33 protein-coding genes are annotated in these 22,272 nt (G+C 58.3%); all 33 read left to right on the top strand.

The features are described 5' to 3' along the window. The first annotated feature begins 20 nt into the window (after positions 1 to 20). The 33 genes from rpoC to AC3QL2_RS06100 all read left to right on the top strand — a co-directional run bounded on the left by rpoC (position 21) and on the right by AC3QL2_RS06100 (position 22,246). The gene (gene rpoC / locus AC3QL2_RS06260) at positions 21 to 4,232 is read left to right on the top strand and encodes a DNA-directed RNA polymerase subunit beta' (RefSeq protein WP_493231771.1); all 4,212 of its coding nucleotides are present in this window, start codon (positions 21 to 23) and stop codon (positions 4,230 to 4,232) included. Positions 4,233 to 4,363: 131 nt separating this feature from the next. After that, the gene (rpsL, locus tag AC3QL2_RS06255; RefSeq protein WP_493231773.1) at positions 4,364 to 4,741 is read left to right on the top strand and encodes a 30S ribosomal protein S12; all 378 of its coding nucleotides are present in this window, start codon (positions 4,364 to 4,366) and stop codon (positions 4,739 to 4,741) included. Between the two features lie 33 nt (positions 4,742 to 4,774). Next, positions 4,775 to 5,248, top strand: a complete 474-nt coding sequence (gene rpsG / locus AC3QL2_RS06250; protein WP_079432646.1) for a 30S ribosomal protein S7 — start codon at positions 4,775 to 4,777, stop codon at positions 5,246 to 5,248. 110 nt (positions 5,249 to 5,358) lie between these two features. Beyond that, complete coding sequence (fusA, locus tag AC3QL2_RS06245) at positions 5,359 to 7,455, top strand: elongation factor G (protein WP_493231775.1); 2,097 nt, start codon at positions 5,359 to 5,361, stop codon at positions 7,453 to 7,455. Between the two features lie 28 nt (positions 7,456 to 7,483). Further along, on the top strand, positions 7,484 to 8,674 hold the full coding sequence (gene tuf / locus AC3QL2_RS06240; RefSeq protein ID WP_493231764.1) for an elongation factor Tu: 1,191 nt from the start codon (positions 7,484 to 7,486) through the stop codon (positions 8,672 to 8,674). Between the two features lie 56 nt (positions 8,675 to 8,730). After that, on the top strand, positions 8,731 to 9,042 hold the full coding sequence (gene rpsJ, locus AC3QL2_RS06235; RefSeq protein WP_079432648.1) for a 30S ribosomal protein S10: 312 nt from the start codon (positions 8,731 to 8,733) through the stop codon (positions 9,040 to 9,042). Between the two features lie 116 nt (positions 9,043 to 9,158). Beyond that, entirely contained in the window at positions 9,159 to 9,803 is a 645-nt protein-coding gene (gene rplC / locus AC3QL2_RS06230) for a 50S ribosomal protein L3 (protein ID WP_493231776.1), read from the top strand. An 11-nt stretch (positions 9,804 to 9,814) separates the two neighbouring features. Continuing rightward, positions 9,815 to 10,435, top strand: coding sequence for a 50S ribosomal protein L4 (rplD, locus tag AC3QL2_RS06225; protein ID WP_493231778.1), 621 nt, complete (start codon positions 9,815 to 9,817; stop codon positions 10,433 to 10,435). Next, a complete protein-coding gene (gene rplW / locus AC3QL2_RS06220) occupies positions 10,432 to 10,737 on the top strand; it encodes a 50S ribosomal protein L23 (RefSeq protein ID WP_079432650.1) in 306 nt (101 codons plus the stop codon). Before rplD ends, rplW begins: the two co-directional genes overlap by 4 nt. A 5-nt stretch (positions 10,738 to 10,742) precedes the next feature. Next, positions 10,743 to 11,570, top strand: a complete 828-nt coding sequence (rplB, locus tag AC3QL2_RS06215) for a 50S ribosomal protein L2 (RefSeq protein ID WP_493231780.1) — start codon at positions 10,743 to 10,745, stop codon at positions 11,568 to 11,570. Positions 11,571 to 11,580: 10 nt separating this feature from the next. Beyond that, entirely contained in the window at positions 11,581 to 11,856 is a 276-nt protein-coding gene (gene rpsS / locus AC3QL2_RS06210; RefSeq protein ID WP_011767136.1) for a 30S ribosomal protein S19, read from the top strand. A gap of 12 nt (positions 11,857 to 11,868) precedes the next feature. Continuing rightward, positions 11,869 to 12,198, top strand: a complete 330-nt coding sequence (gene rplV, locus AC3QL2_RS06205) for a 50S ribosomal protein L22 (RefSeq protein ID WP_079432652.1) — start codon at positions 11,869 to 11,871, stop codon at positions 12,196 to 12,198. Positions 12,199 to 12,207: 9 nt separating this feature from the next. After that, positions 12,208 to 13,032, top strand: coding sequence for a 30S ribosomal protein S3 (rpsC, locus tag AC3QL2_RS06200; protein ID WP_481119508.1), 825 nt, complete (start codon positions 12,208 to 12,210; stop codon positions 13,030 to 13,032). Further along, the gene (gene rplP, locus AC3QL2_RS06195) at positions 13,001 to 13,414 is read left to right on the top strand and encodes a 50S ribosomal protein L16 (RefSeq protein WP_079432654.1); all 414 of its coding nucleotides are present in this window, start codon (positions 13,001 to 13,003) and stop codon (positions 13,412 to 13,414) included. Before rpsC ends, rplP begins: the two co-directional genes overlap by 32 nt. A 3-nt stretch (positions 13,415 to 13,417) precedes the next feature. Next, positions 13,418 to 13,612, top strand: a complete 195-nt coding sequence (rpmC, locus tag AC3QL2_RS06190; RefSeq protein ID WP_079432655.1) for a 50S ribosomal protein L29 — start codon at positions 13,418 to 13,420, stop codon at positions 13,610 to 13,612. Further along, positions 13,609 to 13,875, top strand: a complete 267-nt coding sequence (gene rpsQ / locus AC3QL2_RS06185) for a 30S ribosomal protein S17 (protein ID WP_493231782.1) — start codon at positions 13,609 to 13,611, stop codon at positions 13,873 to 13,875. Before rpmC ends, rpsQ begins: the two co-directional genes overlap by 4 nt. Before the next feature lie 148 nt (positions 13,876 to 14,023). After that, positions 14,024 to 14,392 carry a 50S ribosomal protein L14 gene (gene rplN, locus AC3QL2_RS06180; RefSeq protein ID WP_079432657.1) on the top strand — a complete coding sequence of 123 codons (369 nt, stop codon included), beginning with the start codon at positions 14,024 to 14,026 and terminating at the stop codon, positions 14,390 to 14,392. A 9-nt stretch (positions 14,393 to 14,401) separates the two neighbouring features. Then, positions 14,402 to 14,716 (top strand): 50S ribosomal protein L24, encoded by a 315-nt coding sequence (gene rplX / locus AC3QL2_RS06175; RefSeq protein WP_493231785.1) that lies wholly within the window; start codon positions 14,402 to 14,404, stop codon positions 14,714 to 14,716. Positions 14,717 to 14,725: 9 nt separating this feature from the next. Continuing rightward, a complete protein-coding gene (gene rplE, locus AC3QL2_RS06170) occupies positions 14,726 to 15,265 on the top strand; it encodes a 50S ribosomal protein L5 (RefSeq protein ID WP_481117521.1) in 540 nt (179 codons plus the stop codon). A gap of 7 nt (positions 15,266 to 15,272) precedes the next feature. Then, entirely contained in the window at positions 15,273 to 15,578 is a 306-nt protein-coding gene (rpsN, locus tag AC3QL2_RS06165) for a 30S ribosomal protein S14 (RefSeq protein WP_493231786.1), read from the top strand. Positions 15,579 to 15,591: 13 nt separating this feature from the next. Continuing rightward, positions 15,592 to 15,987, top strand: a complete 396-nt coding sequence (gene rpsH, locus AC3QL2_RS06160; protein WP_493231788.1) for a 30S ribosomal protein S8 — start codon at positions 15,592 to 15,594, stop codon at positions 15,985 to 15,987. Positions 15,988 to 15,999: 12 nt separating this feature from the next. Beyond that, positions 16,000 to 16,533 carry a 50S ribosomal protein L6 gene (rplF, locus tag AC3QL2_RS06155; RefSeq protein ID WP_493231790.1) on the top strand — a complete coding sequence of 178 codons (534 nt, stop codon included), beginning with the start codon at positions 16,000 to 16,002 and terminating at the stop codon, positions 16,531 to 16,533. 12 nt (positions 16,534 to 16,545) lie between these two features. Next, positions 16,546 to 16,899 carry a 50S ribosomal protein L18 gene (rplR, locus tag AC3QL2_RS06150; RefSeq protein ID WP_493232309.1) on the top strand — a complete coding sequence of 118 codons (354 nt, stop codon included), beginning with the start codon at positions 16,546 to 16,548 and terminating at the stop codon, positions 16,897 to 16,899. A gap of 12 nt (positions 16,900 to 16,911) precedes the next feature. Further along, positions 16,912 to 17,439: a 30S ribosomal protein S5 gene (gene rpsE / locus AC3QL2_RS06145; protein ID WP_493231791.1), complete on the top strand. Its 528-nt coding sequence runs from the start codon at positions 16,912 to 16,914 to the stop codon at positions 17,437 to 17,439. Between the two features lie 3 nt (positions 17,440 to 17,442). Then, entirely contained in the window at positions 17,443 to 17,625 is a 183-nt protein-coding gene (gene rpmD, locus AC3QL2_RS06140) for a 50S ribosomal protein L30 (RefSeq protein ID WP_079432664.1), read from the top strand. Further along, on the top strand, positions 17,626 to 18,066 hold the full coding sequence (gene rplO, locus AC3QL2_RS06135; RefSeq protein ID WP_493231792.1) for a 50S ribosomal protein L15: 441 nt from the start codon (positions 17,626 to 17,628) through the stop codon (positions 18,064 to 18,066). 71 nt (positions 18,067 to 18,137) lie between these two features. Beyond that, positions 18,138 to 19,400 carry a preprotein translocase subunit SecY gene (gene secY, locus AC3QL2_RS06130; protein WP_493232310.1) on the top strand — a complete coding sequence of 421 codons (1,263 nt, stop codon included), beginning with the start codon at positions 18,138 to 18,140 and terminating at the stop codon, positions 19,398 to 19,400. 4 nt (positions 19,401 to 19,404) lie between these two features. Continuing rightward, positions 19,405 to 19,623, top strand: coding sequence for a translation initiation factor IF-1 (gene infA, locus AC3QL2_RS06125; protein WP_493231793.1), 219 nt, complete (start codon positions 19,405 to 19,407; stop codon positions 19,621 to 19,623). Positions 19,624 to 19,647: 24 nt separating this feature from the next. After that, positions 19,648 to 19,761 carry a 50S ribosomal protein L36 gene (gene rpmJ, locus AC3QL2_RS06120; RefSeq protein WP_079432668.1) on the top strand — a complete coding sequence of 38 codons (114 nt, stop codon included), beginning with the start codon at positions 19,648 to 19,650 and terminating at the stop codon, positions 19,759 to 19,761. A gap of 53 nt (positions 19,762 to 19,814) precedes the next feature. Continuing rightward, positions 19,815 to 20,177: a 30S ribosomal protein S13 gene (gene rpsM / locus AC3QL2_RS06115; protein ID WP_493231795.1), complete on the top strand. Its 363-nt coding sequence runs from the start codon at positions 19,815 to 19,817 to the stop codon at positions 20,175 to 20,177. Between the two features lie 12 nt (positions 20,178 to 20,189). Further along, entirely contained in the window at positions 20,190 to 20,579 is a 390-nt protein-coding gene (gene rpsK, locus AC3QL2_RS06110; protein ID WP_079432670.1) for a 30S ribosomal protein S11, read from the top strand. Between the two features lie 14 nt (positions 20,580 to 20,593). Further along, a complete protein-coding gene (gene rpsD, locus AC3QL2_RS06105; protein WP_493231796.1) occupies positions 20,594 to 21,223 on the top strand; it encodes a 30S ribosomal protein S4 in 630 nt (209 codons plus the stop codon). A gap of 42 nt (positions 21,224 to 21,265) precedes the next feature. Then, complete coding sequence (locus tag AC3QL2_RS06100) at positions 21,266 to 22,246, top strand: DNA-directed RNA polymerase subunit alpha (protein ID WP_493231797.1); 981 nt, start codon at positions 21,266 to 21,268, stop codon at positions 22,244 to 22,246. Positions 22,247 to 22,272 lie beyond the last annotated feature (26 nt).

The raw sequence follows: 22,272 nt of genomic DNA, 5'->3' as shown, positions 1-22,272 counted from the left end.
CACCCTGGATGGAGTGATTGATGAAAAGTTTGCTCGCTGATCTGTTCAAGCAAAGCCTGCCGAACGAGGAAGAGTTCGATGCCATTACCATCAGCCTGGCGTCTCCCGAGACGATCCGGTCCTGGTCGTATGGCGAAGTGAAAAAGCCTGAGACCATCAACTACCGGACTTTCAAGCCGGAACGTGATGGCCTCTTCTGTGCCAAGATCTTTGGCCCGGTGAAGGACTACGAGTGCCTGTGCGGCAAGTACAAGCGCCTCAAGCACCGCGGTGTGATTTGCGAGAAGTGCGGCGTCGAAGTGACGCTGTCGAAGGTCCGCCGTGAGCGCATGGCGCACATCGAGCTGGCCTCGGTGGTCGCCCACATCTGGTTCCTGAAGAGCCTGCCGAGCCGTCTCGGCATGGTGCTCGACATGACCCTGCGCGACATCGAGCGCGTGCTGTACTTCGAAGCCTACGTGGTCACCGATCCCGGCATGACCCCGCTGAACCGTGCCCAGATCCTGTCGGAAGACGACTACCTGGCCAAGGTCGAAGAGTACGGTGACGACTTCATCGCGCTGATGGGCGCCGAAGGTATCCGCGAGATGCTGCGCAGCCTCGATCTGCCCCACGAGATCGAGAAGCTCCGCTCCGAGCTGGAAACCACCGGTTCCGAAGCCAAGATCAAGAAGATCTCCAAGCGCCTGAAGGTGCTCGAGGCCTTCCAGCAGTCCGGCATCAAGCCGGACTGGATGATCCTCGAAGTGCTGCCCGTGCTACCGCCGGACCTGCGTCCGCTGGTGCCGCTGGATGGCGGCCGCTTTGCGACCTCCGATCTGAACGACCTCTACCGTCGCGTCATCAACCGGAACAACCGTCTGAAGCGTCTGCTCGAGCTGAAGGCACCGGAAATCATCGTCCGCAACGAAAAGCGGATGCTGCAGGAGTCCGTCGACTCCCTGCTCGACAACGGTCGTCGCGGCAAGGCCATGACCGGCGCCAACAAGCGTCCGCTCAAGTCCCTGGCCGACATGATCAAGGGTAAGGGCGGTCGTTTCCGTCAGAACCTGCTGGGTAAGCGCGTCGACTACTCCGGTCGTTCGGTTATTACCGTGGGCCCGCAGCTCAAGCTGCACCAGTGCGGCCTGCCCAAGCTGATGGCCCTCGAGCTGTTCAAGCCCTTCATCTTCAACAAGCTGGAGCTGATGGGTCTCGCGACCACCATCAAGCAGGCGAAGAAGATGGTGGAAGGCCAGGAGCCGGTGGTGTGGGACATCCTCGAAGAGGTGATCCGCGAACATCCGGTTATGCTGAACCGTGCGCCGACGCTGCACCGTCTGGGTATTCAGGCTTTCGAGCCGACCCTGATCGAAGGCAAGGCCCTGCAACTGCACCCGCTGGTCTGCGTTGCCTTCAACGCCGACTTCGACGGTGACCAGATGGCAGTTCACGTGCCGCTGTCGCTGGAAGCGCAGATGGAAGCCCGTACGCTGATGCTGGCCTCCAACAACGTGCTGTCCCCCGCCAACGGCGAGCCGATCATCGTGCCGTCCCAGGATATCGTGCTGGGTCTGTACTACGCGACGCGTGTTGGCGTGAATGCCAAGGGTGAGGGCATGGCCTTTGCCGACGTGGGCGAAGTCAAGCGCGCCTACGAATCTGGTCAGGTGTCCCTGCACGCCAAAGTCATCGTCCGTCTGAAGGAATGGGATCTCGGCCCCGAAGGCGAGACGATCGAGAAGATCACCCGCCACGAGACTACCGTCGGCCGTGCGATCCTGTCGGAAATCCTGCCGGCCGGCCTTCCCTTTAGCGTGCTGCAGAAGCCGATGAAGAAGAAGGAGATCTCCAAGCTGATCAACGCCTCCTTCCGTCGCTGTGGCCTGAAGGCCACGGTGGTCTTCGCCGACAAGCTGATGCAGGCCGGTTTCGGCCTGGCGACGCGCGCCGGCATCTCGATCGCCGTTAAGGACATGCTGGTGCCTGAACTCAAGCACCCGCTGATCCAGGCCGCCGAACAGGAAGTCAAGGAAATCGCCCAGCAGTACACCTCCGGTCTGGTTACCGACGGTGAGCGCTACAACAAGGTGGTGGATATCTGGGGTCGTGCTGGTGACCAGGTCGCCAAGGCGATGATGGACCAGCTCGGCCAGGAAGATGTCGTCGATCGCAACGGCAACACGGTCAAGCAGGAGTCCTTCAACTCCATCTACATGATGGCCGACTCTGGCGCACGGGGCTCCGCTGCGCAGATCCGTCAGCTGGCCGGTATGCGGGGCCTGATGGCGAAGCCGGACGGCTCCATTATCGAAACGCCTATCACGACCAACTTCCGCGAAGGTCTGAACGTTCTGCAGTACTTCATCTCCACCCACGGTGCCCGTAAGGGTCTGGCGGATACGGCGCTGAAGACCGCGAACTCCGGTTACCTGACCCGTCGTCTGGTGGACGTGACGCAGGATCTGGTTGTCATCGAGGATGACTGCGGCACCAAGAGCGGCTTCCTGATGAAGGCGCTAATCGAAGGTGGCGAGGTTGTCGAACCGCTGCGCGACCGTATTCTCGGCCGCGTCACTACCGACGATCTGGTCAACCCGGACAGCCAGGAAACCGTCATCGAAGCCGGCACCATGCTGGACGAAGATGCCGTAGAGCTCATCGAGAGCGTCGGTATCGACGAAGTCCGCGTGCGCACCCCGCTGTCCTGCGAGACCCGCTACGGTCTTTGCGCGAAGTGCTATGGCCGCGATCTGGGCCGTGGTTCCCTGGTGAATGCCGGTGAGGCGGTCGGCGTGATCGCAGCCCAGTCGATCGGCGAGCCGGGTACCCAGCTGACGATGCGTACCTTCCACGTGGGTGGTGCTGCATCCCGGGCTGCGGCGGCAAGCTCCGTCGAAGCCAAGTCCGCTGGTGTGATTCGCTTTACGCAGAACATGCGTTACGTGGCCAACGCCAAGGGCGAGAAGATCGTCATCTCCCGTTCGGCCGAAGTCGTCGTCACCGACGAAATGGGCCGCGAGCGCGAACGCCACAAGATCCCGTACGGCGCCACGCTGTCCGTCGACGAGGGGGTGGTGATCAAGGCTGGCACGCAACTCGCAACGTGGGATCCGCATACCCGTCCGATCATCACCGAGTACGCCGGTTTCGTTAAGTTCGAGAACGTGGAAGAGGGCGTCACCGTCGCCAAGCAGATCGACGAAGTGACCGGCCTGTCCACACTGGTGGTCATCGACGCCAAGCGTCGTGGTGCCAGCTCGGCCAAGGGTGTGCGTCCGCAGGTCAAGCTGCTCACAGAGACGGGCGAGGAAGTGCGGATCGCCGGGACGGAGCACGCCGTCTCGATCACGTTCCAGGTCGGTTCGCTGATCACCGTGAAGGACGGTCAGGAAGTGTCCGTGGGTGACGTGCTGGCACGTATCCCGCAAGAATCCGCGAAGACCCGCGACATTACCGGTGGTCTCCCGCGTGTGGCAGAACTCTTCGAGGCTCGCGCTCCGAAGGATGCCGGCGTTCTCGCCGAGGTGACGGGTACCGTTTCCTTCGGCAAGGACACCAAGGGCAAACAGCGTCTTGTGATCACCGAGCCGGATGGCGCGGTCCATGAGTTTCTGATCCCGAAGGACAAGCACGTCATGGTTCACGACGGTCAAGTTGTGAACAAGGGCGAGCTGATCGTCGACGGTCCGGCGGACCCGCACGACATCCTGCGTCTGCAGGGTGTCGAGGCACTGGCCCGCTACATCATCGATGAAGTGCAGGACGTGTATCGACTGCAAGGCGTGAAGATCAACGACAAGCACATCGAGGTGATCGTTCGCCAGATGTTGCGTCGTGTGGTGATCACGGACCCGGGCGATACCGGTTTCATCCGCGAGGAGCAGGTCGAGCGTGCGGAAGTCCTGGACGAGAACGATAAGATCGTTGTCGAAGGCAAGTTGCCGGCCAACTACAGCTACTTGTTGTTGGGTATTACGAAGGCGTCCTTGTCTACCGATTCGTTCATCTCTGCAGCTTCCTTCCAGGAAACGACCCGCGTGCTGACTGAGGCTGCAATTCTCGGCAAGCGTGACGAGCTTCGTGGCCTCAAGGAAAACGTCATTGTCGGCCGTCTGATTCCGGCAGGTACCGGTCTGGCCTATCACCGCAATCGTAAAGCCCAGACGCTGGGCGAAGATCTTGGTGAAGGGCACGCTTGGGAACCGCGGGTAGAGGCTTCGGAAGCCGAAAATGCTCCGCATGCCGGTTGACGGAAACTTGACGAAGGCGATATACTCCGGCCTCTTTTTGCGGACTGGCCAATCGTAGTCAGTCGCAGCCGGAATAACCATCCGAGGCGGTCCCTGGCGGGCTGCCTCGGTGTTTTGGGAAATTCTTAGCTATGCCAACAATTAATCAACTCGTTCGTAAGGGCCGGCAGGCGCCCGTTTCCAAGAGCAAGGTCCCCGCGCTCGAGGCTTGCCCGCAAAAGCGTGGTGTTTGCACCCGCGTTTACACCACCACTCCGAAGAAGCCGAACTCCGCGCTGCGTAAGGTTGCCAAGGTTCGTCTGACCAACGGCTTCGAAGTGATCTCCTACATCGGTGGTGAAGGTCACAACCTGCAGGAGCACTCCGTTGTGCTGATCCGCGGCGGCCGGGTTAAGGACTTGCCTGGTGTGCGTTACCACATCGTGCGCGGCTCCCTCGACCTGCAGGGCGTCAAGGGGCGTAAGCAGTCCCGCTCGAAGTACGGTGCCAAGCGCCCGAAGAAGTCTTAATTGTCGGCATTCAAAGAATAGCGAGAGTCAATCATGCCCCGTCGCCGTGACGTACCCAAGCGTGAAGTCCTGCCCGATCCGAAGTTCGGTAGCCAGGATGTTTCCAAGTTCATTAACGCCATTATGCAGAGCGGCAAGAAGTCCGTCGCTGAGCGTATCGTGTATGGCGCTTTCGACGCCATCGTTGCCAAGGCCGCTGGTAAGGATCCCCTCGAGGTCTTCTCCGCTGCGCTGAGCAATGTTCGCCCGGTCGTGGAAGTGAAGAGCCGCCGTGTTGGTGGTGCCAACTATCAGGTGCCCGTCGAGGTGCGTCCGGCCCGTCGTATGGCTCTGTCCATGCGTTGGCTGCGTGAGGCCGCCCGCAAGCGCTCCGAGAAGTCCATGGCCCAGCGCCTGGCTGGTGAGTTGCTCGAGGCTGCTGAAGGCCGTGGCGCCGCGATGAAGAAGCGTGAAGAAGTGCACCGCATGGCTGAAGCCAACAAGGCCTTCTCGCACTACCGCTTCTGATATTCGATGAAGTCTAAGTCGGGCCCTGAAAGGGGCTCGACTTATTTGTAAGTATCTGTACGGGCTCCGTCTTGCGGGGCTCGCAAATTCAGGAAGGCAAGGTTAGCACTGTGGCACGGAAGACCCCGATCGAGCGCTACCGTAATATCGGTATCTCGGCTCACATTGATGCCGGCAAAACCACCACGACGGAACGCATCCTTTTTTATACGGGTGTGAACCACAAGATCGGTGAAGTTCACGATGGCGCTGCCACCATGGACTGGATGGAGCAAGAGCAGGAGCGGGGTATTACCATTACCTCCGCTGCAACTACTTGCTTCTGGAAGGGCATGGAAATGAACCTCCCAGAGCATCGCTTCAACATCATCGATACCCCGGGACACGTGGACTTCACTATTGAAGTCGAGCGTTCGATGCGTGTGCTTGACGGTGCCTGCATGGTGTACTGCGCCGTGGGTGGTGTTCAGCCTCAGTCTGAAACCGTGTGGCGTCAGGCTACCAAGTACAAGGTGCCCCGCCTTGCCTTCGTGAACAAGATGGACCGTTCCGGCGCCAACTTCTTCAAGGTCGTCGACCAGATGAAGACCCGCCTGAAGGCCAATCCGGTTCCGGTCGTGATTCCCATCGGTGCTGAAGATACCTTCACTGGTGTGGTTGACCTGATCAAAATGAAGGCCATCCTGTGGGATGAGGCTTCCCAGGGTATGAAGTTCGAGTATGTCGACATCCCCGCCGAGCTGGAGGCTGATGCCCAGTCCTGGCGTGAGCAGATGGTCGAGGCCGCTGCTGAGGCTTCCGAGGAGCTCATGAACGAGTACCTCGAGAACGGTGACCTGTCCGAAGAGAAGATCAAGTTTGGTCTTCGTACCCGCACCATCGCCTGTGAAATCCAGCCGATGCTGTGCGGTACCGCGTTCAAGAACAAGGGTGTGCAGCGCATGCTGGACGCCGTCATCGAATTCCTGCCGTCCCCGGTCGATATTCCGCCGGTCCAGGGTGAGGATGATGATGGTAAGGCTGTCGAGCGCAAGGCTTCCGATAGCGAGAAGTTTGCTGCGCTGGCTTTCAAGCTGATGACCGATCCGTTTGTTGGTCAGCTGACCTTTGTGCGCGTGTACTCCGGCGTGCTGAACTCTGGAGCCACCGTCCTGAACTCCGTCAAGGACAAGAAGGAGCGCATTGGCCGTATCCTGCAGATGCACGCCAACGAGCGTGAAGAAATCAAGGAGGTTCTGGCTGGTGACATCGCTGCTTGTGTGGGTCTAAAGGAAGTTACTACGGGTGAAACCCTGTGTGATCCGGATGCGCCGATCATCCTCGAGCGCATGGAGTTCCCGGATCCCGTGATTCACGTTGCCGTTGAGCCGAAGACCAAGAGCGACCAGGAGAAGATGGGTATTGCTCTGGGGCGTCTGGCTGCAGAAGATCCGTCCTTCCGTGTGCGTACCGATGAAGAGTCCGGTCAGACCATCATCTCGGGTATGGGTGAGCTGCACCTCGAGATCATTGTTGACCGCATGAAGCGTGAATTCAACGTTGAGGCCAATGTCGGTGCTCCTCAGGTTGCTTACCGCGAAGCCATTCGCAAGGCGGTCGAGCAGGAAGGTAAGTTCGTCAAGCAGTCCGGCGGCCGTGGTCAGTTCGGTCACGTGTGGATCAAGCTCGAGCCGAACGAAACCGGCAAGGGTTATGAATTTGTCGATGCGATCAAGGGTGGTGTTGTTCCTCGTGAATACATCCCGGCGGTCGACAAGGGGCTGCAGGAGACGCTGCCGAATGGCGTGCTGGCTGGCTTCCCGGTGGTTGACGTCAAGGTCACGCTGTTCGATGGTTCTTACCACGACGTTGACTCCAACGAAAACGCCTTCAAGATGGCTGCGTCCATGGCATTCAAGGATGCAATGCGCAAGGCCAATCCGGTTCTGCTTGAGCCGATGATGGCGGTTGTTGTCGAGACCCCGGAAGACTACATGGGTAACGTGATGGGTGATCTGTCCTCCCGTCGCGGCATTGTTCAGGGTATGGATGACATTCCTGGCGGCATGAAGGAAGTTAAGGCGGAAGTTCCGCTGGCCGAGATGTTCGGTTACGCTACGCAGCTCCGCTCCCTGACCCAGGGTCGTGCGACCTACTCCATGGAGTTCAAGCACTACTCTGAAGCGCCGAAGAGTGTCGCGGAAGCCGTTATCAGCAATCGCAAGTAATTAATCGAAATTAGACAAGGATCAAGCAATGGCAAAGGAAAAGTTCGAGCGGAAAAAGCCGCACGTGAACGTTGGTACGATTGGTCACGTTGACCATGGCAAGACCACGCTGACGGCTGCAATCACGACCGTTCTGTCGCGCAAGTTCGGCGGCGAGGCAAAGGCCTACGACCAGATCGATGCGGCGCCGGAAGAAAAGGCTCGTGGTATCACCATCAACACCGCGCACGTCGAATACGAAACCGAGACCCGTCACTACGCTCACGTTGACTGTCCGGGTCACGCGGACTACGTGAAGAACATGATTACCGGCGCAGCCCAGATGGACGGCGCGATCCTGGTGTGTTCCGCTGCTGACGGCCCGATGCCGCAGACCCGTGAGCACATTCTGCTGGCCCGTCAGGTTGGCGTGCCGTTCATCATCGTCTATCTGAACAAGTGCGACATGGTTGACGACGAAGAGCTGCTCGAGCTGGTCGAAATGGAAGTGCGCGAGCTGCTCTCCAAGTACGACTTCCCGGGTGATGACGTGCCCATCGTCAAGGGTTCCGCCCTGAAGGCGCTGGAAGGCGATCAGTCCGATATCGGCGAGCCCTCCATCTTCCGTCTGGCCGATGCTCTGGATTCCTACATCCCGACTCCGGAACGTGCCATCGATCTGCCGTTCCTGCTGCCGATCGAAGACGTCTTCTCCATCTCCGGTCGTGGTACTGTGGTGACCGGTCGTGTTGAGCGCGGCATCGTCAAGGTTGGTGAAGAAATCGAGATCGTTGGTATCAAGCCGACCGTCAAGACGATCTGCACCGGCGTGGAAATGTTCCGCAAGCTGCTGGATCAGGGTCAGGCTGGCGACAACGTCGGCGTGCTGCTGCGCGGCACCAAGCGTGAAGACGTCGAGCGCGGCCAAGTGCTGTGCAAGCCGGGTTCCATCAAGCCGCACACCCACTTCACTGGTGAAGTGTATGTGCTGTCGAAGGAAGAAGGCGGCCGTCACACCCCGTTCTTCAATAACTACCGTCCGCAGTTCTACTTCCGTACTACGGACGTGACCGGTTCGATCTCCCTGCCGGAAGGCACCGAGATGGTCATGCCGGGCGACAACATCTCCATGACTGTCAAGCTGATTGCTCCGATCGCCATGGAAGAAGGTCTGCGTTTCGCCATCCGTGAAGGCGGTCGTACCGTCGGCGCTGGTGTCGTTGCCAAGGTTATCGAGTAATAGCTTTTCGGGTGCGGCGCATGGTGTGCCGCACCGTCTGCTCTTTGGGAAATAACATGCAAAACCAAAAGATCCGTATCCGCCTCAAGGCTTTCGACTACAAGCTCATTGATCAGTCCGCCCTTGAGATCGTGGATACTGCGAAGCGTACCGGGGCAGTCGTCCGTGGCCCCGTGCCTCTGCCGACTCGCATTGAGCGCTTCGACCTGTTGCGCTCCCCGCACGTCAACAAGACTTCCCGTGACCAGTTCGAGATTCGTACTCATCTGCGTCTGATGGATATCGTGGATCCCACCGACAAGACCGTCGACGCGCTGATGAAGCTCGATTTGCCGGCCGGTGTTGACGTCGAAATCAAGCTGCAGTAATCGAATCTATTGCGCTAAATGCGCAAGGGCCGGTATAATCCGGCCCTTGCGCTTTTTGGCGCAGTTTTTGATGACAATCGGTCCTGGTCAATCGCAACCAGGGTAAGGAGAATAAAATGAGTCTAGGCCTTGTCGGGCGCAAGGTGGGCATGACTCGCATTTTTGCTGAGGATGGTCAATCCATTCCGGTGACTGTGCTGGATGTGTCCAATAACCGTGTGACCCAGATCAAAACGGCTGAAACGGACGGCTATTCCGCCGTTCAGGTGACCTTTGGCGTTCGGCGTGCTAGTCGCGTCAATAAGGCGGCTGCCGGGCATCTTGCCAAGGCAGGTGTCGAAGCTGGTCATGTTTTTAAGGAATTTCGTGTCGATACCGACCGCCTGGCTTCCCTGAAGGCTGGCGATGTTGTTGGCGTCGATATTTTTGCGGTTGGTCAGAAGGTCGATGTGAGTGGTGTTTCGATTGGTAAGGGCTATGCCGGTACCATCAAGCGTCACAACTTCGCCTCCGGTCGTGCGACCCACGGTAACTCCCGTAGCCACAACGTTCCGGGCTCCATCGGTATGGCGCAGGATCCGGGTCGTGTGTTCCCCGGTAAGCGTATGACCGGTCACCTCGGTGCCGCGAATACCACGGTGCAGAACCTCGAAGTGATTCGCGTTGATGTCGAGCGCGGTCTGCTGTTGATCAAGGGCGGCGTGCCCGGTCATGACGGTGCCGACGTGGTTGTTCGTCCGGCTGTCAAGGCTGGCAACTGAGGGGAAGCGCGATGGAACTGAAGCTGTTGAATGAACAGGGTCAGTCGTCTGCAACCCTGCAGGCGTCCGACGCACTGTTCGGCCGTGAATACAACGAAGCCCTGATTCATCAGGTCGTCGTTGCCTATATGGCTAATGCCCGTTCTGGCAATCGTGCCCAGAAGGGGCGTGATGAAGTTGCTCATACCACCCACAAGCCGTGGCGTCAGAAGGGTACGGGTCGTGCTCGTTCCGGTATGAGTTCCAGCCCGATTTGGCGTGGGGGCGGTCGTGCCTTCCCGAACAAGCCGGACGAGAACTTCTCCCACAAGGTGAACCGCAAGATGTACCGCGCTGGTGTGGCTGCCATTTTGTCGCAGCTCGCTCGTGATGGTCGCCTGTCGGTTGTTGAAGATTTTGCCGTCGAGGCTCCGAAGACCAAGCTTCTGGCTCAGAAGCTGAAGAATCTCGGTCTGGAATCGGTCCTCGTGATCACCGATTCCTTCGACGAGAATCTTTACCTGTCGTCCCGGAATCTGCCGAACGTGCTCGTGCTGGAAGTCAGCGAGGCCGATCCGGTGTCCCTGGTGCGCTTCCCGAACGTGCTGGTCACGAAGGGTGCCGTCGCCAAGATGGAGGAAATTTGGCAATGAGCGCATTCAAGGAAGAGCGTCTGCTGCAGGTGCTGCTCGCCCCGCAGATCTCTGAGAAGGCGACCCTGATCGCCGACAAGAACGAGCAGGTCGTTTTTCGCGTTGCCAGCGACGCCACCAAGCCTGAAGTCAAGGCTGCAGTCGAACTTCTGTTCAAAGTGGAAGTGAAGGCTGTCCAGGTTGCGAACGTTAAGGGCAAGCAAAAGCGTTTCGGCAAGGTTTTCGGTCGTCGTAAAGACTGGAAGAAGGCTTACGTCAGCCTCAAGCCGGGCCAAGAAATCAACTTCGCGGCCGGGGAGTAAGCAAGATGGCACTCGTTAAAGTCAAACCGACTTCCGCTGGCCGCCGTGCCGTGGTTAAGGTGGTTAACGCCGGCCTTCACAAGGGCGCACCTGTCGCCTCCCTGGTGGAGAAGCAGTCGAAGACCGCCGGTCGTAACAACAACGGCCACATCACCACGCGTCACAAGGGTGGTGGTCACAAGCAGCACTACCGTGTCGTCGATTTCCGTCGCAACAAGGACGGCATTGTCGCCAAGGTCGAGCGTCTCGAGTATGACCCGAATCGCTCTGCCAACATCGCGCTGCTGTGCTACGCCGATGGTGAGCGTCGTTACATCATTGCGCCGAAGGGCCTGGTTGTCGGTCAGGTCGTGGTAAGCGGTTCCGAGGCTCCGATCAAGGCTGGCAATACGCTGCCGATCCGGAATATTCCGGTTGGTACGACGCTGCACTGCGTTGAAATGATCCCGGGTAAGGGTGCTCAGCTCGCACGCGCTGCCGGTACTTCCGTTCAGCTGCTGGCTCGTGAAGGCATTTACGCTCAGGTTCGTCTGCGCTCTGGTGAGATCCGTCGCGTGCACATCGAGTGCCGCGCGACGATCGGGGAAGTGGGTAACGAAGAGCACAGCCTGCGCAAGATCGGCAAGGCCGGTGCGAATCGTTGGCGTGGTATCCGCCCGACCGTTCGCGGTACGGCTATGAACCCGGTCGATCACCCGCACGGTGGTGGTGAAGGCCGTACGGGCGAGGGCCGCGTGCCTGTCAGTCCGTGGGGTCAGCCGACCAAGGGTTATCGTACCCGTAGCGTCAAGCGTACCGACTCCATGATTGTTCAGCGTCGGCACAAGCGATAAGAGGTAAGACATGGCACGTTCTATTAAGAAGGGCCCGTTCATCGATGCTCACCTCCTGAAGAAGGTGGATGCGGCTCGGGCCTCGAATGACAAGCGCCCGATCAAGACCTGGTCGCGTCGCTCCACTGTGCTTCCGGATTTCGTGGGTCTGACCATCGCCGTGCATAACGGTCGTCAGCACATTCCGGTGTACGTTTCCGAAAACATGGTTGGTCACAAGCTCGGCGAATTTGCGCTGACCCGTACGTTCAAGGGTCACGCTGCGAGCAAGAAGGCCAAGCGCTAAGGGGTAATGACAATGGAAACCAAAGCCATTCTCCGCGGCGTTCGACTGTCGGAACAAAAGGGTCGCCTGGTGGCTGACCTGGTGCGCGGCAAGACTGTTGAGCAGGCGCTGAATATTCTGACCTTCTCGCCCAAAAAGGGCGCGAAAATCATCAAGAAGGTTGTCGAGTCCGCTATCGCCAACGCCGAGCATAACGACGGCGCCGATATCGACTCGCTGCGTGTCAAGACGATCTACGTCGAGCAGGGCATGACGTTGAAGCGTTTTACTGCGCGTGCGAAGGGTCGTGGCAACCGGATCAGCAAGCCGACCTGCCATATCTACGTGACGGTCGGAGAGTAAGGGGAACCCATGGGACAGAAAATCCATCCGACTGGCTTTCGCCTGGCGGTAACGCGTAACTGGGGCTCTCGTTGGTTTGCTGCTGGTAGCGACTTCTCCACGATGCTCAACGAGGACCTGAAGGTTCGCGCGCATCTGAAGAAGAAGCTTGCCCACGCTTCCGTGAGCCGCGTCGTCATTGAGCGTCCTGCCAAGAACGCCCGTATCACCGTTTTCAGCGCCCGTCCGGGTGTTGTGATCGGCAAGAAGGGTGAGGACATCGAAAAGCTGAAGGCTGATCTGCAGGGCATCATCGGTGTGCCGGTTCACGTCAACATCGAAGAAGTTCGCAAGCCCGAGACCGATGCTCAGCTGATCGCCGATTCTATCGCTCAGCAGCTGGTCAAGCGGATCATGTTCCGTCGCGCGATGAAGCGTGCGATGCAGAACGCAATGCGTCTGGGTGCCCAAGGCATCAAGATCATGAGCTCTGGCCGCCTGAACGGCGCGGAAATCGCCCGTACCGAGTGGTATCGCGAAGGTCGTGTGCCCCTGCACACCCTGCGTGCCGACATCGATTACGGTGTTTCCGAAGCTCACACTACCTACGGTGTCATCGGCATCAAGGTGTGGGTTTACAAGGGCGAGGCGCTCGCCCGCAACGAGCAGCCCGCTGCGACGGAGAACGAGGGTGAAGCCCGTCGTGGCCGTCGTCGCAATGAGGGTGCCGACAGCAAGCCGGGTGCCAAGCGGCCCGCGCGCCGCACTGGCGGCGATCAGGCTGATGGCGCAAAACGGACCAAGAAAGAAGCAGGAGTGAATGATGCTGCAGCCGTCGAGAAGGAAGTATCGTAAGGAGCAGAAGGGCCGCAATAAGGGTCTCGCCACCCGCGGTGCCAAGGTTAGCTTTGGCGAGTACGGTCTGAAGGCGGTTGGGCGTGGTCGTCTCACTGCTCGTCAGATTGAGTCTGCTCGTCGTGCGATGACCCGTCACATCAAGCGTGGCGGTCGTATTTGGATTCGTGTGTTCCCGGACAAGCCGATTTCTCAGAAGCCGGCGGAAGTGCGGATGGGTAACGGTAAGGGTAGTCCGGAATACTGGGTTGCCGAGATTCAGCCCGGCAAGGTTCTCTACGAGATGGATGGTGTTGATGAGGCCCTGGCTCGTGAGGCGTTCCGTCTTGCTGCCGCCAAGCTTCCGATCGAAACCGTCTTTGTTGTCCGGATGGTGGGGTAAATCATGAAAGCTTCGGAATTGCAGGCGAAAGACGCCGGCCAGCTCAACGCTGAACTGCTCGAGCTGCTGAAGGCTCAATTCAGCCTTCGCATGCAGCTTGCCACGCAGCAGCTGGGCAACACTTCGCAGCTCGGCAAGGTCCGTAAGGATATCGCTCGGGTCAAGACCATTCTTCGTCAGAAGGCGGGTGCGAAATGACTGAACAAGTGAAAAACAAGCGCGTCGAAGTCGGCCGCGTTGTCAGCGACAAGATGACGAACACCGTGACCGTCCTGGTCGAGCGTCGTGTGAAGCATCCGCTGTACGGCAAGGTGATCAAGCGCACTGCCAAGTACCATGCCCACGTCGAGGCTGGTGTTGCGAAGGAAGGCGATCTCGTCGAAATCGAGGAAACCCGCCCGATCTCCAAGACCAAGACCTGGCGAGTGACCAAGGTTCTCGAGCAGGTTGTGGCGGTTTAAGTAGTTGATGTTGTAGAAATGGCTTGCCAAGTGATTGGCAAGCCATTATTATTGCTGTCTTTGCTCTTGCACGGTTCCGTGCAAGTCCAATCAACCCGAACGGGATCCAAAACTGGTCGCGCCAAGCGAGCCAAGTTGGAGAGTGTAAATGATCCAAATGCAAACGATGCTTGACGTCGCCGATAATACCGGCGCGCGTCACGTGATGTGCATCAAGGTGTTGGGCGGCTCCAAGCGTCGCTACGCCGGTGTTGGTGACATCATCAAGGTGAGTATTAAAGATGCGGCACCTCGTGGTCGCGTCAAGAAGGGCGATGTTTACAGCGCCGTGGTGGTTCGTACCGCCAAGGGTGTGCGTCGTCCGGATGGCTCGCTCATCAAGTTTGATCGCAATGCTGCGGTCCTGCTTAACAACAAGGGCGAGCCGATTGGTACGCGTATCTTCGGGCCGGTCACGCGCGAGCTGCGTACCGAAAAGTTCATGAAGATCGTCTCCCTGGCGCCTGAAGTTCTCTAAGGGGTTATTGTGAATAAGATTCGCAAAGGCGACGAAGTTGCCGTCCTTACGGGCAAAGACAAGGGTAAGCGCGGTACCGTTCTGCGTGTTCTGGAATGTGCTGTTGTCGTTGAAGGCATCAATCGCGTCAAGAAGCACGTGCGCCCGAACCCGATGAAGGGTCAAGTTGGCGGTATCGTCGAAAAGGAAATGCCGATCGACACCTCCAATGTGGCGCTGTTCAATGCGGCCACCCAGAAGGCTGATCGCGTTGGCTTCAAGGTGCTTGAAGATGGTCGCAAAGTGCGCGTCTTCAAGTCCAATGGCGAAGTAGTGGATGCGTAAGGGGTAGTCATGGCGCGCCTGCAAGAATTCTATAAAGAGACCGTTGCGCCTGAGCTTCTCACGAAGTTCGGCTACAAGTCGGTCATGGAAGTCCCCCGTATCACCAAGATCACCCTGAATATGGGTGTTGGTGAAGCGGTGGGTGATAAGAAGGTTCTCGACTACGCCGTTGGCGATCTGCAGAAGATTGCTGGCCAGAAGCCGGTGACCACGAAGGCGAAGAAGTCCATCGCGGGCTTCAAGATTCGCGACGGCTACCCGATCGGCTGCATGGTCACCCTGCGTGGTCCCCGCATGTTCGAGTTTCTCGATCGCCTGGTTACGATTGCCATGCCGCGTATTCGCGACTTCCGTGGTATCGCTGGCAAGGGTTTTGACGGTCGTGGTAATTACAATCTGGGCGTCAAAGAGCAGATCATTTTCCCGGAAATCGAGTACGACAAGATCGATGCTCTGCGTGGGATGAATATCAGCATCACGACGACGGCCAAGACGGACGACGAAGCGCGCGCTCTGCTCGCCGCGTTCAAGTTCCCTTTCAAGAACTGAGGGTGATATGGCGAAACTGTCTCTGATCCAGCGCGAAGAGAAGCGCGCCAAGATGGTTGCGAAGTATGCGGCCAAGCGCGCTGCTCTGTTTGAGCAGATCAATAACGCCAAGCTGTCCGACGAAGAGCGCATGGTCGCCCGTCTGCAGCTGCAACAGTTGCCGCGCAATTCCAGCCCGAGCCGTCAGCGTAATCGCTGCGAGCAGACTGGTCGCCCGCGTGGTGTTTTCCGTAAATTCGGTCTGTGCCGTAACAAACTGCGTGAAGTTGCCTTCCGTGGTGAAGTTCCTGGCATGACCAAGGCAAGCTGGTAAGGGGTCGATAGATATGAGCATGTCTGATCCGATCGCCGATATGCTGACGCGTATTCGTAACGCTCAGCAGGCGCAAAAGAGCTCTGTCGCGATGCCTTCTTCCAAGCTGAAGGTTGCAATCGCGAAGGTTCTGCAGAGCGAAGGTTACATCGATGATTTTGCTGTGACCGAAGCTTCCGGCAAGGCCGAGCTGGCCCTGTCCCTGAAGTATTACGCCGGTCGTCCGGTTATTGAACGCATTGAGCGCGTGAGCCGTCCCGGTCTCCGCGTTTACAAGGGTAGCGATGACCTGCCCCGCGTGATGAATGGTCTTGGTGTGGCGATTGTGTCCACTCCCAGGGGCGTGATGACTGATCGTGCTGCGCGCGCTGGCCGTCTCGGCGGCGAAGTGCTGTGCCTCGTGGCTTAAGGGGAGAGTGAAATGTCCCGTGTAGCCAAGAATCCCGTTGCCGTTCCGGCTGGTGTGGATGTCACCATTGGTGGCGGCCAGATCGTCGTGAAGGGCCCCCTGGGTACGCTGACCCAGGTTCTGCATCCTTCGGTCAAGGTCGAGCGCGAAGGCGATGGCCTGCAGTGCTCCGCCATCGAGGGTGCCGTGAATGCCAAGGCCATGTCCGGCACCGTTCGTGCACTGGTCAATAACATGGTTGCAGGCGTCTCCAAGGGTTTCGAGCGCAAGCTGACCCTGGTTGGCGTGGGTTACCGTGCCCAGGCCCAAGGCGACAAGCTGAACCTGAGCCTCGGTTTCTCGCACCCTGTGGTGCACCAGATGCCTGCCGGCATCAAGGTTGAGACCCCGTCTCAGACCGAGATCATCATCAAGGGTGTCGACAAGCAGGTCGTCGGCAAGGTTGCTGCTGAAGTGCGTGCGTACCGCGCGCCCGAGCCTTACAAGGGCAAGGGTGTTCGTTACTCCGACGAAGTGGTCACCTTGAAAGAAACCAAGAAGAAGTAAGGGCGGATCATGATCACCAAGAAGGAATCGCGTTTGCGCCGTGCACGGAAAACCCGTGCCAAGATCGCGGAAATGAAGGCAGTCCGTCTGTCCGTGTTCCGTTCCAACTCCCACATCTACGCGCAAATCATCGCGGGTTGTGGTTCCAAGGTTCTGGCGGCTGCTTCGACCGTTGAGGCCGATGTGCGTGCCCAGGTGTCCAACGGTGGCAATAAGGCCGCTGCTGTGGCGGTCGGCAAGCTGATCGCTGAGCGTGCCAAGGCTGCTGGTATTGAGGCTGTTGCGTTCGATCGCGCAGGCTTTCAGTACCACGGTCGCGTGAAGGCGCTTGCCGATGCCGCCCGCGAAGGCGGATTGAAGTTCTAAGCGAGGTTTAGCATGGCTAAGCAGCAAGGTAATAAAAAAGTGCAGGCCTCCGAGGAGCGCGACGACGGCCTGCGCGAAAAGATGGTTTCCATCAACCGTGTCACCAAGGTGGTGAAGGGCGGCCGGATTCTCGGTTTCGCCGCGCTGACCGTGGTTGGTGACGGTGATGGTGGCATCGGCATGGGCAAGGGCAAGTCCCGTGAAGTCCCGGTTGCCGTGCAAAAAGCAATGGAAGAGGCCCGTCGCAAGATGGCCAAGGTTTCCCTGAAGAACGGCACGCTGCATCACTCCGTGATCGGCAAGCATGGCGCTTCGCATGTGCTGATGCAGCCGGCCCCGCAAGGTACCGGCATCATCGCCGGCGGCGCGATGCGTGCAGTCTTCGAAGTGATGGGTGTGACCGACATCATCGCCAAGTCCATTGGTTCGACCAACCCGTACAACGTGGTGCGTGCCACGCTGAATGGTCTGTTGGCCACCAACGCACCGTCCGTCATCGCTGCCAAGCGTGGCAAGACGGTCGAAGAGATTCAGGGGTAAGTCATGTCCGACAAGAAACTGAAGGTAACGCTGGTCAAGAGCGTTATCGGCACGAAACAATCCCATCGTGCAACCGTCCGCGGTCTTGGGCTCCGTCGTCTCCACCACACGGTGGAGCTGCAGGACACTCCTGCAGTCCGGGGCATGATTACCAAGGTCGCTTACCTTGTTAAGTTGGAGGCTTAAATGCGCCTGAATGCGATTAAACCTGCAGCGGGTGCCAAGCACGCTGCAAAGCGCGTCGGTCGTGGCATCGGCAGCGGTCTGGGTAAGACGGCTGGCCGTGGTCACAAAGGCCAAAAGTCCCGTACCGGCGGTTTCCACAAGGTTGGCTTCGAGGGCGGTCAGATGCCCATGCAGCGTCGTCTGCCGAAGCGTGGCTTCGTGTCGCTGACCCGTGCGCGTATCGGTGAGGTTCGCCTTTCCGAGCTGGATGCTCTGCCGGTTGATGACATCGATCTGCTGGTTCTGCAGCAGGCCGGTATCGTTGCTGCGGACGCGCTGGCTGCCAAGGTTGTGCTGTCCGGCTCCATCAGCCGCAAGGTCAATCTGCGCGGTGTGGCTGCGACCAAGGGCGCCAAGGCTGCTATCGAAGCTGCCGGCGGTTCCGTCGAGTCTGCCGAGTAAGGTTTAGCGTGGCTAACCAACAGTCCGCGCTAGCGACTCCTGGTAAGTTCGGGGACCTCAAGCGACGTCTGATGTTCTTGCTGGGCGCGCTGATCGTTTATCGTATCGGCGCGCATATCCCGGTTCCCGGGATTGATCCAGTAGCCTTGAGTGATCTGTTCAAGAGCCAGAAAGGGGGCATCCTCGGAGTCTTCAATCTGTTCTCCGGGGGCGCACTTTCCCGTTTCACAATCTTCGCACTGGGGATCATGCCGTATATTTCGGCATCGATCATCATGCAGTTGCTGACGGTTGCATCTCCGCAACTAGAGGCGCTTAAGAAGGAAGGTGAGGCGGGTCGGAGGAAAATCACTCAGTTCACCCGCTACGGAACGCTGGCTCTGGCTCTCTTTCAGGGGCTGGGTATTGCGGTTGCTCTGGAGTCGCAGCAGGGCTTGGTTATCGAGCCTGGTTTGACCTTCCGATTCGTGACTGTTTCCACTCTGGTTACCGGGACAATGTTCCTGATGTGGCTGGGTGAGCAGATTACTGAGCGGGGTCTGGGTAACGGTATCTCGATCATCATCTTCGCGGGTATCGCGGCAGGTCTTCCCAATTCTTTGGGTGGCTTGTTCGAGTTGGTGCGGACTGGCGCCATGCACCCCTTCACTGCACTGGTGATTTGTGTGCTGGTGGTGGTTGTGACGGGTGTGGTTGTCTTCGTCGAGCGTGGTCAGCGGAAGATTCTGGTGAACTATGCGAAGCGTCAGGTTGGCAACAAGATCTATGGTGGTCAGAGTTCGCATCTGCCTCTGAAGCTGAATATGGCGGGCGTGATCCCTCCGATCTTTGCATCCAGCATCATCCTGTTCCCCGCGACGCTGGCCCAGTGGTTCGGTTCGTCCGAAAAGATGGCGTGGCTGAAGGATCTCGGTTCGACGCTTGCTCCGGGGCAGCCGATCTATGTGATTCTTTATGCTGCCGCGATTGTGTTCTTCTGTTTCTTCTATACCGCGCTGGTCTTCAGTTCTAAGGAGACGGCCGACAATCTGAAGAAGAGTGGAGCCTTCGTTCCGGGGATTCGTCCTGGTGAGCAGACTGCGCGCTACATCGACAAGATCCTGATGCGGCTCACGTTGGCTGGTGCGGTGTACATCACGCTTGTTTGTTTGCTGCCCGAGTTTCTGATCCTGAAGTGGAATGTACCTTTCTATTTCGGTGGGACCTCCTTGTTGATCATCGTGGTGGTGACGATGGACTTCATGTCCCAGGTTCAGGCGTACATCATGTCCCACCAGTATGAGAGCCTTTTGAAGAAGGCTAACTTCAAGGGTTCGCGAGTTCCGCTCAAATAGTCTTATGTCGAAGGAAGATTACATTGAAATGCAGGGTGAGGTTCTGGAGAACCTTCCCAACGCAACCTTCAAGGTGAAGCTCGAAAACGGCCATGTCGTTTTGGGGTATATCTCCGGAAAGATGCGTATGCACTACATTCGTATTCTTCCTGGTGACAAAGTGACTGTGCAGCTGACCCCGTACGATTTGAGTAGAGCCCGGATCGTTTTCCGCGCGAAATAACAGAAAAGTAGTTAGGAGCTAGAAATGAGAGTTCAAGCATCTGTCAAGCGGCTTTGCAGAAACTGCAAGATTGTCCGCCGTAAAGGTGTGGTTCGCGTGATCTGCACGGATCCGCGTCACAAGCAGCGCCAGGGTTGATGCGGTCACCCGCATTCTTTATAATTTAATGTTTAGTATTTTGGGGTGAACGCATGGCCCGCATCGCAGGGGTAAACATTCCCAACCACAAGCACACTGAAATCGCGCTGACCGCGATTTACGGTATCGGCCGTACCCGCGCGCAGCAGATTTGTGATGCTGCTGCTGTCGGGCGTGCAGCCAAGATTAAAGACCTTACCGAGTCCGATATGGAACGGCTCCGCGACGAAGTCGCGAAGTTCACCGTCGAAGGTGATCTGCGCCGTGAAGTGACGATGAGTATCAAGCGCCTCATGGATCTGGGGTGCTATCGCGGGGTGCGCCATCGTCGTGGTTTGCCCCTTCGTGGCCAGCGTACGCGTACCAATGCCCGTACCCGCAAGGGGCCGCGCAAGGCGATCGCCGGCAAGAAGTAATAGGGATTAGACATGGCTAAGACTGCTGCGAAGGTTCGCAAGAAGATCAAGAAGAACGTGGCCGAAGGTATTGCCCACGTTCACGCGTCTTTCAATAACACGATTATCACCATCACCGACCGTCAAGGTAATGCCCTGTCCTGGGCCACCTCCGGTGGTGCCGGCTTCAAGGGCTCGCGTAAGAGCACCCCGTTTGCTGCTCAGGTTGCTGCTGAAGCGGCTGGCAAGGTGGCCATCGAGTGCGGTATCAAGAATCTGGAAGTGCGCGTCAAGGGCCCCGGCCCTGGCCGTGAATCCAGTGTGCGTGCGCTGAATGCGCTCGGTATCAAGATCACTACGATTACCGATATCACGCCGATCCCGCACAACGGCTGCCGTCCGCCGAAGAAGCGTCGTATCTGACAAGGAGTTGAACAGTGGCTCGTAATCTTGACCCCAAGTGCCGTCAGTGCCGTCGTGAGGGTGAGAAGCTCTTCCTGAAGGGCGAAAAATGTTTTACCGACAAGTGCGCGATTGAGCGTCGTTCCTACGCTCCCGGTCAGCACGGTCAAAAATCCGGTCAGCGCCTGTCCGGTTACGGCGTGCAACTGCGTGAAAAGCAGAAGATCCGTCGTGTGTACGGTGTGCTCGAGCGTCAGTTCCGCAAGACCTACGCTGAAGCCGATCGTCGCAAGGGCCAGACGGGTGAGAACCTGCTGCAGCTCCTCGAAGGTCGTCTGGACGCTGTTGCATATCGCATGGGTTTTGGTGCTTCCCGCGCTGAAGCTCGTCAGGTCGTCCGTCACAACGGCGTTCTGATCAATGGCAAGCGTGTGAACATTCCGTCTTACACCGTTCGCCCGGGCGATGAGATTCAGCTGACCGACAGCGCACGCAACCAGCTCCGCGTCAAGGCCGCTCTGGAGGCCGCTGAGTCCCGTGGTTTCCCGGAATGGCTTGCGGTCGACATCAAGGCCGGCAAGGGTACCCTGAAGGCTTACCCGCAGCGTTCCGAACTGCCGGCGACCTTGAACGAAGGTCTGGTTGTCGAACTGTATTCGCGTTAATGGTGGTCGCGCCCATGGCGCGACTCTATAGAAGGATTGTCGATGCAAAGTAATGCTCTGCTGAAACCGCGCATCATCGAGGTGCAGAATGTTTCGCCGGTGCACGCCCGGGTGACGATGGAGCCGTTTGAACGCGGCTTCGGTCACACGCTGGGTAATGCCCTGCGGCGTATTCTGCTGTCCTCGTTGCCGGGCTACGCGCCGACCGAGGTGTCGATCGAGGGCGTACTGCATGAGTACTCGACGCTCGATGGTGTGCGTGAAGATGTCGTTGATCTTCTGCTCAACCTGAAGGGTGTGGTTCTCAAGCTGCACGGCCGTGCTGAAGCCACGTTGTCGTTGGCGAAGTCTGGTGAAGGCGTGGTAACGGCGGCTGATATTGAAGTCTCCCACGACGTCGAAGTGATCAATCCGGATCACGTGCTGGCTCACCTCGCTCCGGGCGGCAAGCTGGATCTGCAGATCAAGGTTGAGCAGGGTCGTGGTTACGTCCCTGGTAACCAGCGTCCGGCCGCCAGCGAGTCGAAGGCGATTGGCCGTATCGTTCTCGATGCGTCTTTCAGCCCGGTTCGCCGCGTGAGCTATGCGGTCGAAAGCGCGCGCGTTGAGCAGCGCACCGATCTGGATCGCCTGGTTCTCGACATCGAGACGAACGGCGCGGTGGATCCGGAAGAGGCTGTGCGCTTTGCTGCGCGCGTCCTGATGGATCAGCTTTCCGTGTTTGCCGATCTGGAGGGCACCCCGACTGCGGTGGAGGCTCCGAAGGCTCCGGCGATCGATCCCATCCTTTTGCGTCCGGTAGATGATCTCGAATTGACGGTTCGTTCTGCGAACTGCCTGAAGGCCGAGAACATTTATTACATCGGTGATCTGATTCAGCGCACCGAAACTGAATTGCTCAAGACCCCGAATCTGGGGCGCAAGTCGCTGAATGAGATCAAGGAAGTCCTTGCCTCGCGCGGTTTGACGCTGGGCATGAAACTTGAAAACTGGCCGCCGGCCGGGCTGGAAAAGCTCGGTTGAGCGTAACGAAGAAGAGGTAATTTCAA

It is taken from the genome of Zoogloea sp. GW822-FHT05C07 (genome assembly GCF_058800215.1).
This window is presented reverse-complemented; position numbering and strand designations above follow the sequence as displayed.

Coding starts and splice junctions, on each gene's coding strand:
- AC3QL2_RS06100 (WP_493231797.1), top strand. CDS start 21,266: ATGCAAAGTAATGCTCTGCTGAAACCGCGCATCATCGAGGTGCAGAAT.
- rplV (WP_079432652.1), top strand. CDS start 11,869: ATGGAAACCAAAGCCATTCTCCGCGGCGTTCGACTGTCGGAACAAAAG.
- rplC (WP_493231776.1), top strand. CDS start 9,159: ATGAGTCTAGGCCTTGTCGGGCGCAAGGTGGGCATGACTCGCATTTTT.
- rpsG (WP_079432646.1), top strand. CDS start 4,775: ATGCCCCGTCGCCGTGACGTACCCAAGCGTGAAGTCCTGCCCGATCCG.
- rplB (WP_493231780.1), top strand. CDS start 10,743: ATGGCACTCGTTAAAGTCAAACCGACTTCCGCTGGCCGCCGTGCCGTG.
- rplF (WP_493231790.1), top strand. CDS start 16,000: ATGTCCCGTGTAGCCAAGAATCCCGTTGCCGTTCCGGCTGGTGTGGAT.
- infA (WP_493231793.1), top strand. CDS start 19,405: ATGTCGAAGGAAGATTACATTGAAATGCAGGGTGAGGTTCTGGAGAAC.
- rpsQ (WP_493231782.1), top strand. CDS start 13,609: ATGACTGAACAAGTGAAAAACAAGCGCGTCGAAGTCGGCCGCGTTGTC.
- rpsL (WP_493231773.1), top strand. CDS start 4,364: ATGCCAACAATTAATCAACTCGTTCGTAAGGGCCGGCAGGCGCCCGTT.
- secY (WP_493232310.1), top strand. CDS start 18,138: ATGTTCTTGCTGGGCGCGCTGATCGTTTATCGTATCGGCGCGCATATC.
- rpsE (WP_493231791.1), top strand. CDS start 16,912: ATGGCTAAGCAGCAAGGTAATAAAAAAGTGCAGGCCTCCGAGGAGCGC.
- rpsC (WP_481119508.1), top strand. CDS start 12,208: ATGGGACAGAAAATCCATCCGACTGGCTTTCGCCTGGCGGTAACGCGT.
- rpsH (WP_493231788.1), top strand. CDS start 15,592: ATGAGCATGTCTGATCCGATCGCCGATATGCTGACGCGTATTCGTAAC.
- rpsS (WP_011767136.1), top strand. CDS start 11,581: ATGGCACGTTCTATTAAGAAGGGCCCGTTCATCGATGCTCACCTCCTG.
- rplE (WP_481117521.1), top strand. CDS start 14,726: ATGGCGCGCCTGCAAGAATTCTATAAAGAGACCGTTGCGCCTGAGCTT.
- rpmD (WP_079432664.1), top strand. CDS start 17,443: ATGTCCGACAAGAAACTGAAGGTAACGCTGGTCAAGAGCGTTATCGGC.
- rplN (WP_079432657.1), top strand. CDS start 14,024: ATGATCCAAATGCAAACGATGCTTGACGTCGCCGATAATACCGGCGCG.
- rpoC (WP_493231771.1), top strand. CDS start 21: ATGAAAAGTTTGCTCGCTGATCTGTTCAAGCAAAGCCTGCCGAACGAG.
- rplW (WP_079432650.1), top strand. CDS start 10,432: ATGAGCGCATTCAAGGAAGAGCGTCTGCTGCAGGTGCTGCTCGCCCCG.
- rpsK (WP_079432670.1), top strand. CDS start 20,190: ATGGCTAAGACTGCTGCGAAGGTTCGCAAGAAGATCAAGAAGAACGTG.
- rplP (WP_079432654.1), top strand. CDS start 13,001: ATGCTGCAGCCGTCGAGAAGGAAGTATCGTAAGGAGCAGAAGGGCCGC.
- rpsN (WP_493231786.1), top strand. CDS start 15,273: ATGGCGAAACTGTCTCTGATCCAGCGCGAAGAGAAGCGCGCCAAGATG.
- rpsM (WP_493231795.1), top strand. CDS start 19,815: ATGGCCCGCATCGCAGGGGTAAACATTCCCAACCACAAGCACACTGAA.
- rplO (WP_493231792.1), top strand. CDS start 17,626: ATGCGCCTGAATGCGATTAAACCTGCAGCGGGTGCCAAGCACGCTGCA.
- rplD (WP_493231778.1), top strand. CDS start 9,815: ATGGAACTGAAGCTGTTGAATGAACAGGGTCAGTCGTCTGCAACCCTG.
- rpsJ (WP_079432648.1), top strand. CDS start 8,731: ATGCAAAACCAAAAGATCCGTATCCGCCTCAAGGCTTTCGACTACAAG.
- rpmJ (WP_079432668.1), top strand. CDS start 19,648: ATGAGAGTTCAAGCATCTGTCAAGCGGCTTTGCAGAAACTGCAAGATT.
- tuf (WP_493231764.1), top strand. CDS start 7,484: ATGGCAAAGGAAAAGTTCGAGCGGAAAAAGCCGCACGTGAACGTTGGT.
- rpmC (WP_079432655.1), top strand. CDS start 13,418: ATGAAAGCTTCGGAATTGCAGGCGAAAGACGCCGGCCAGCTCAACGCT.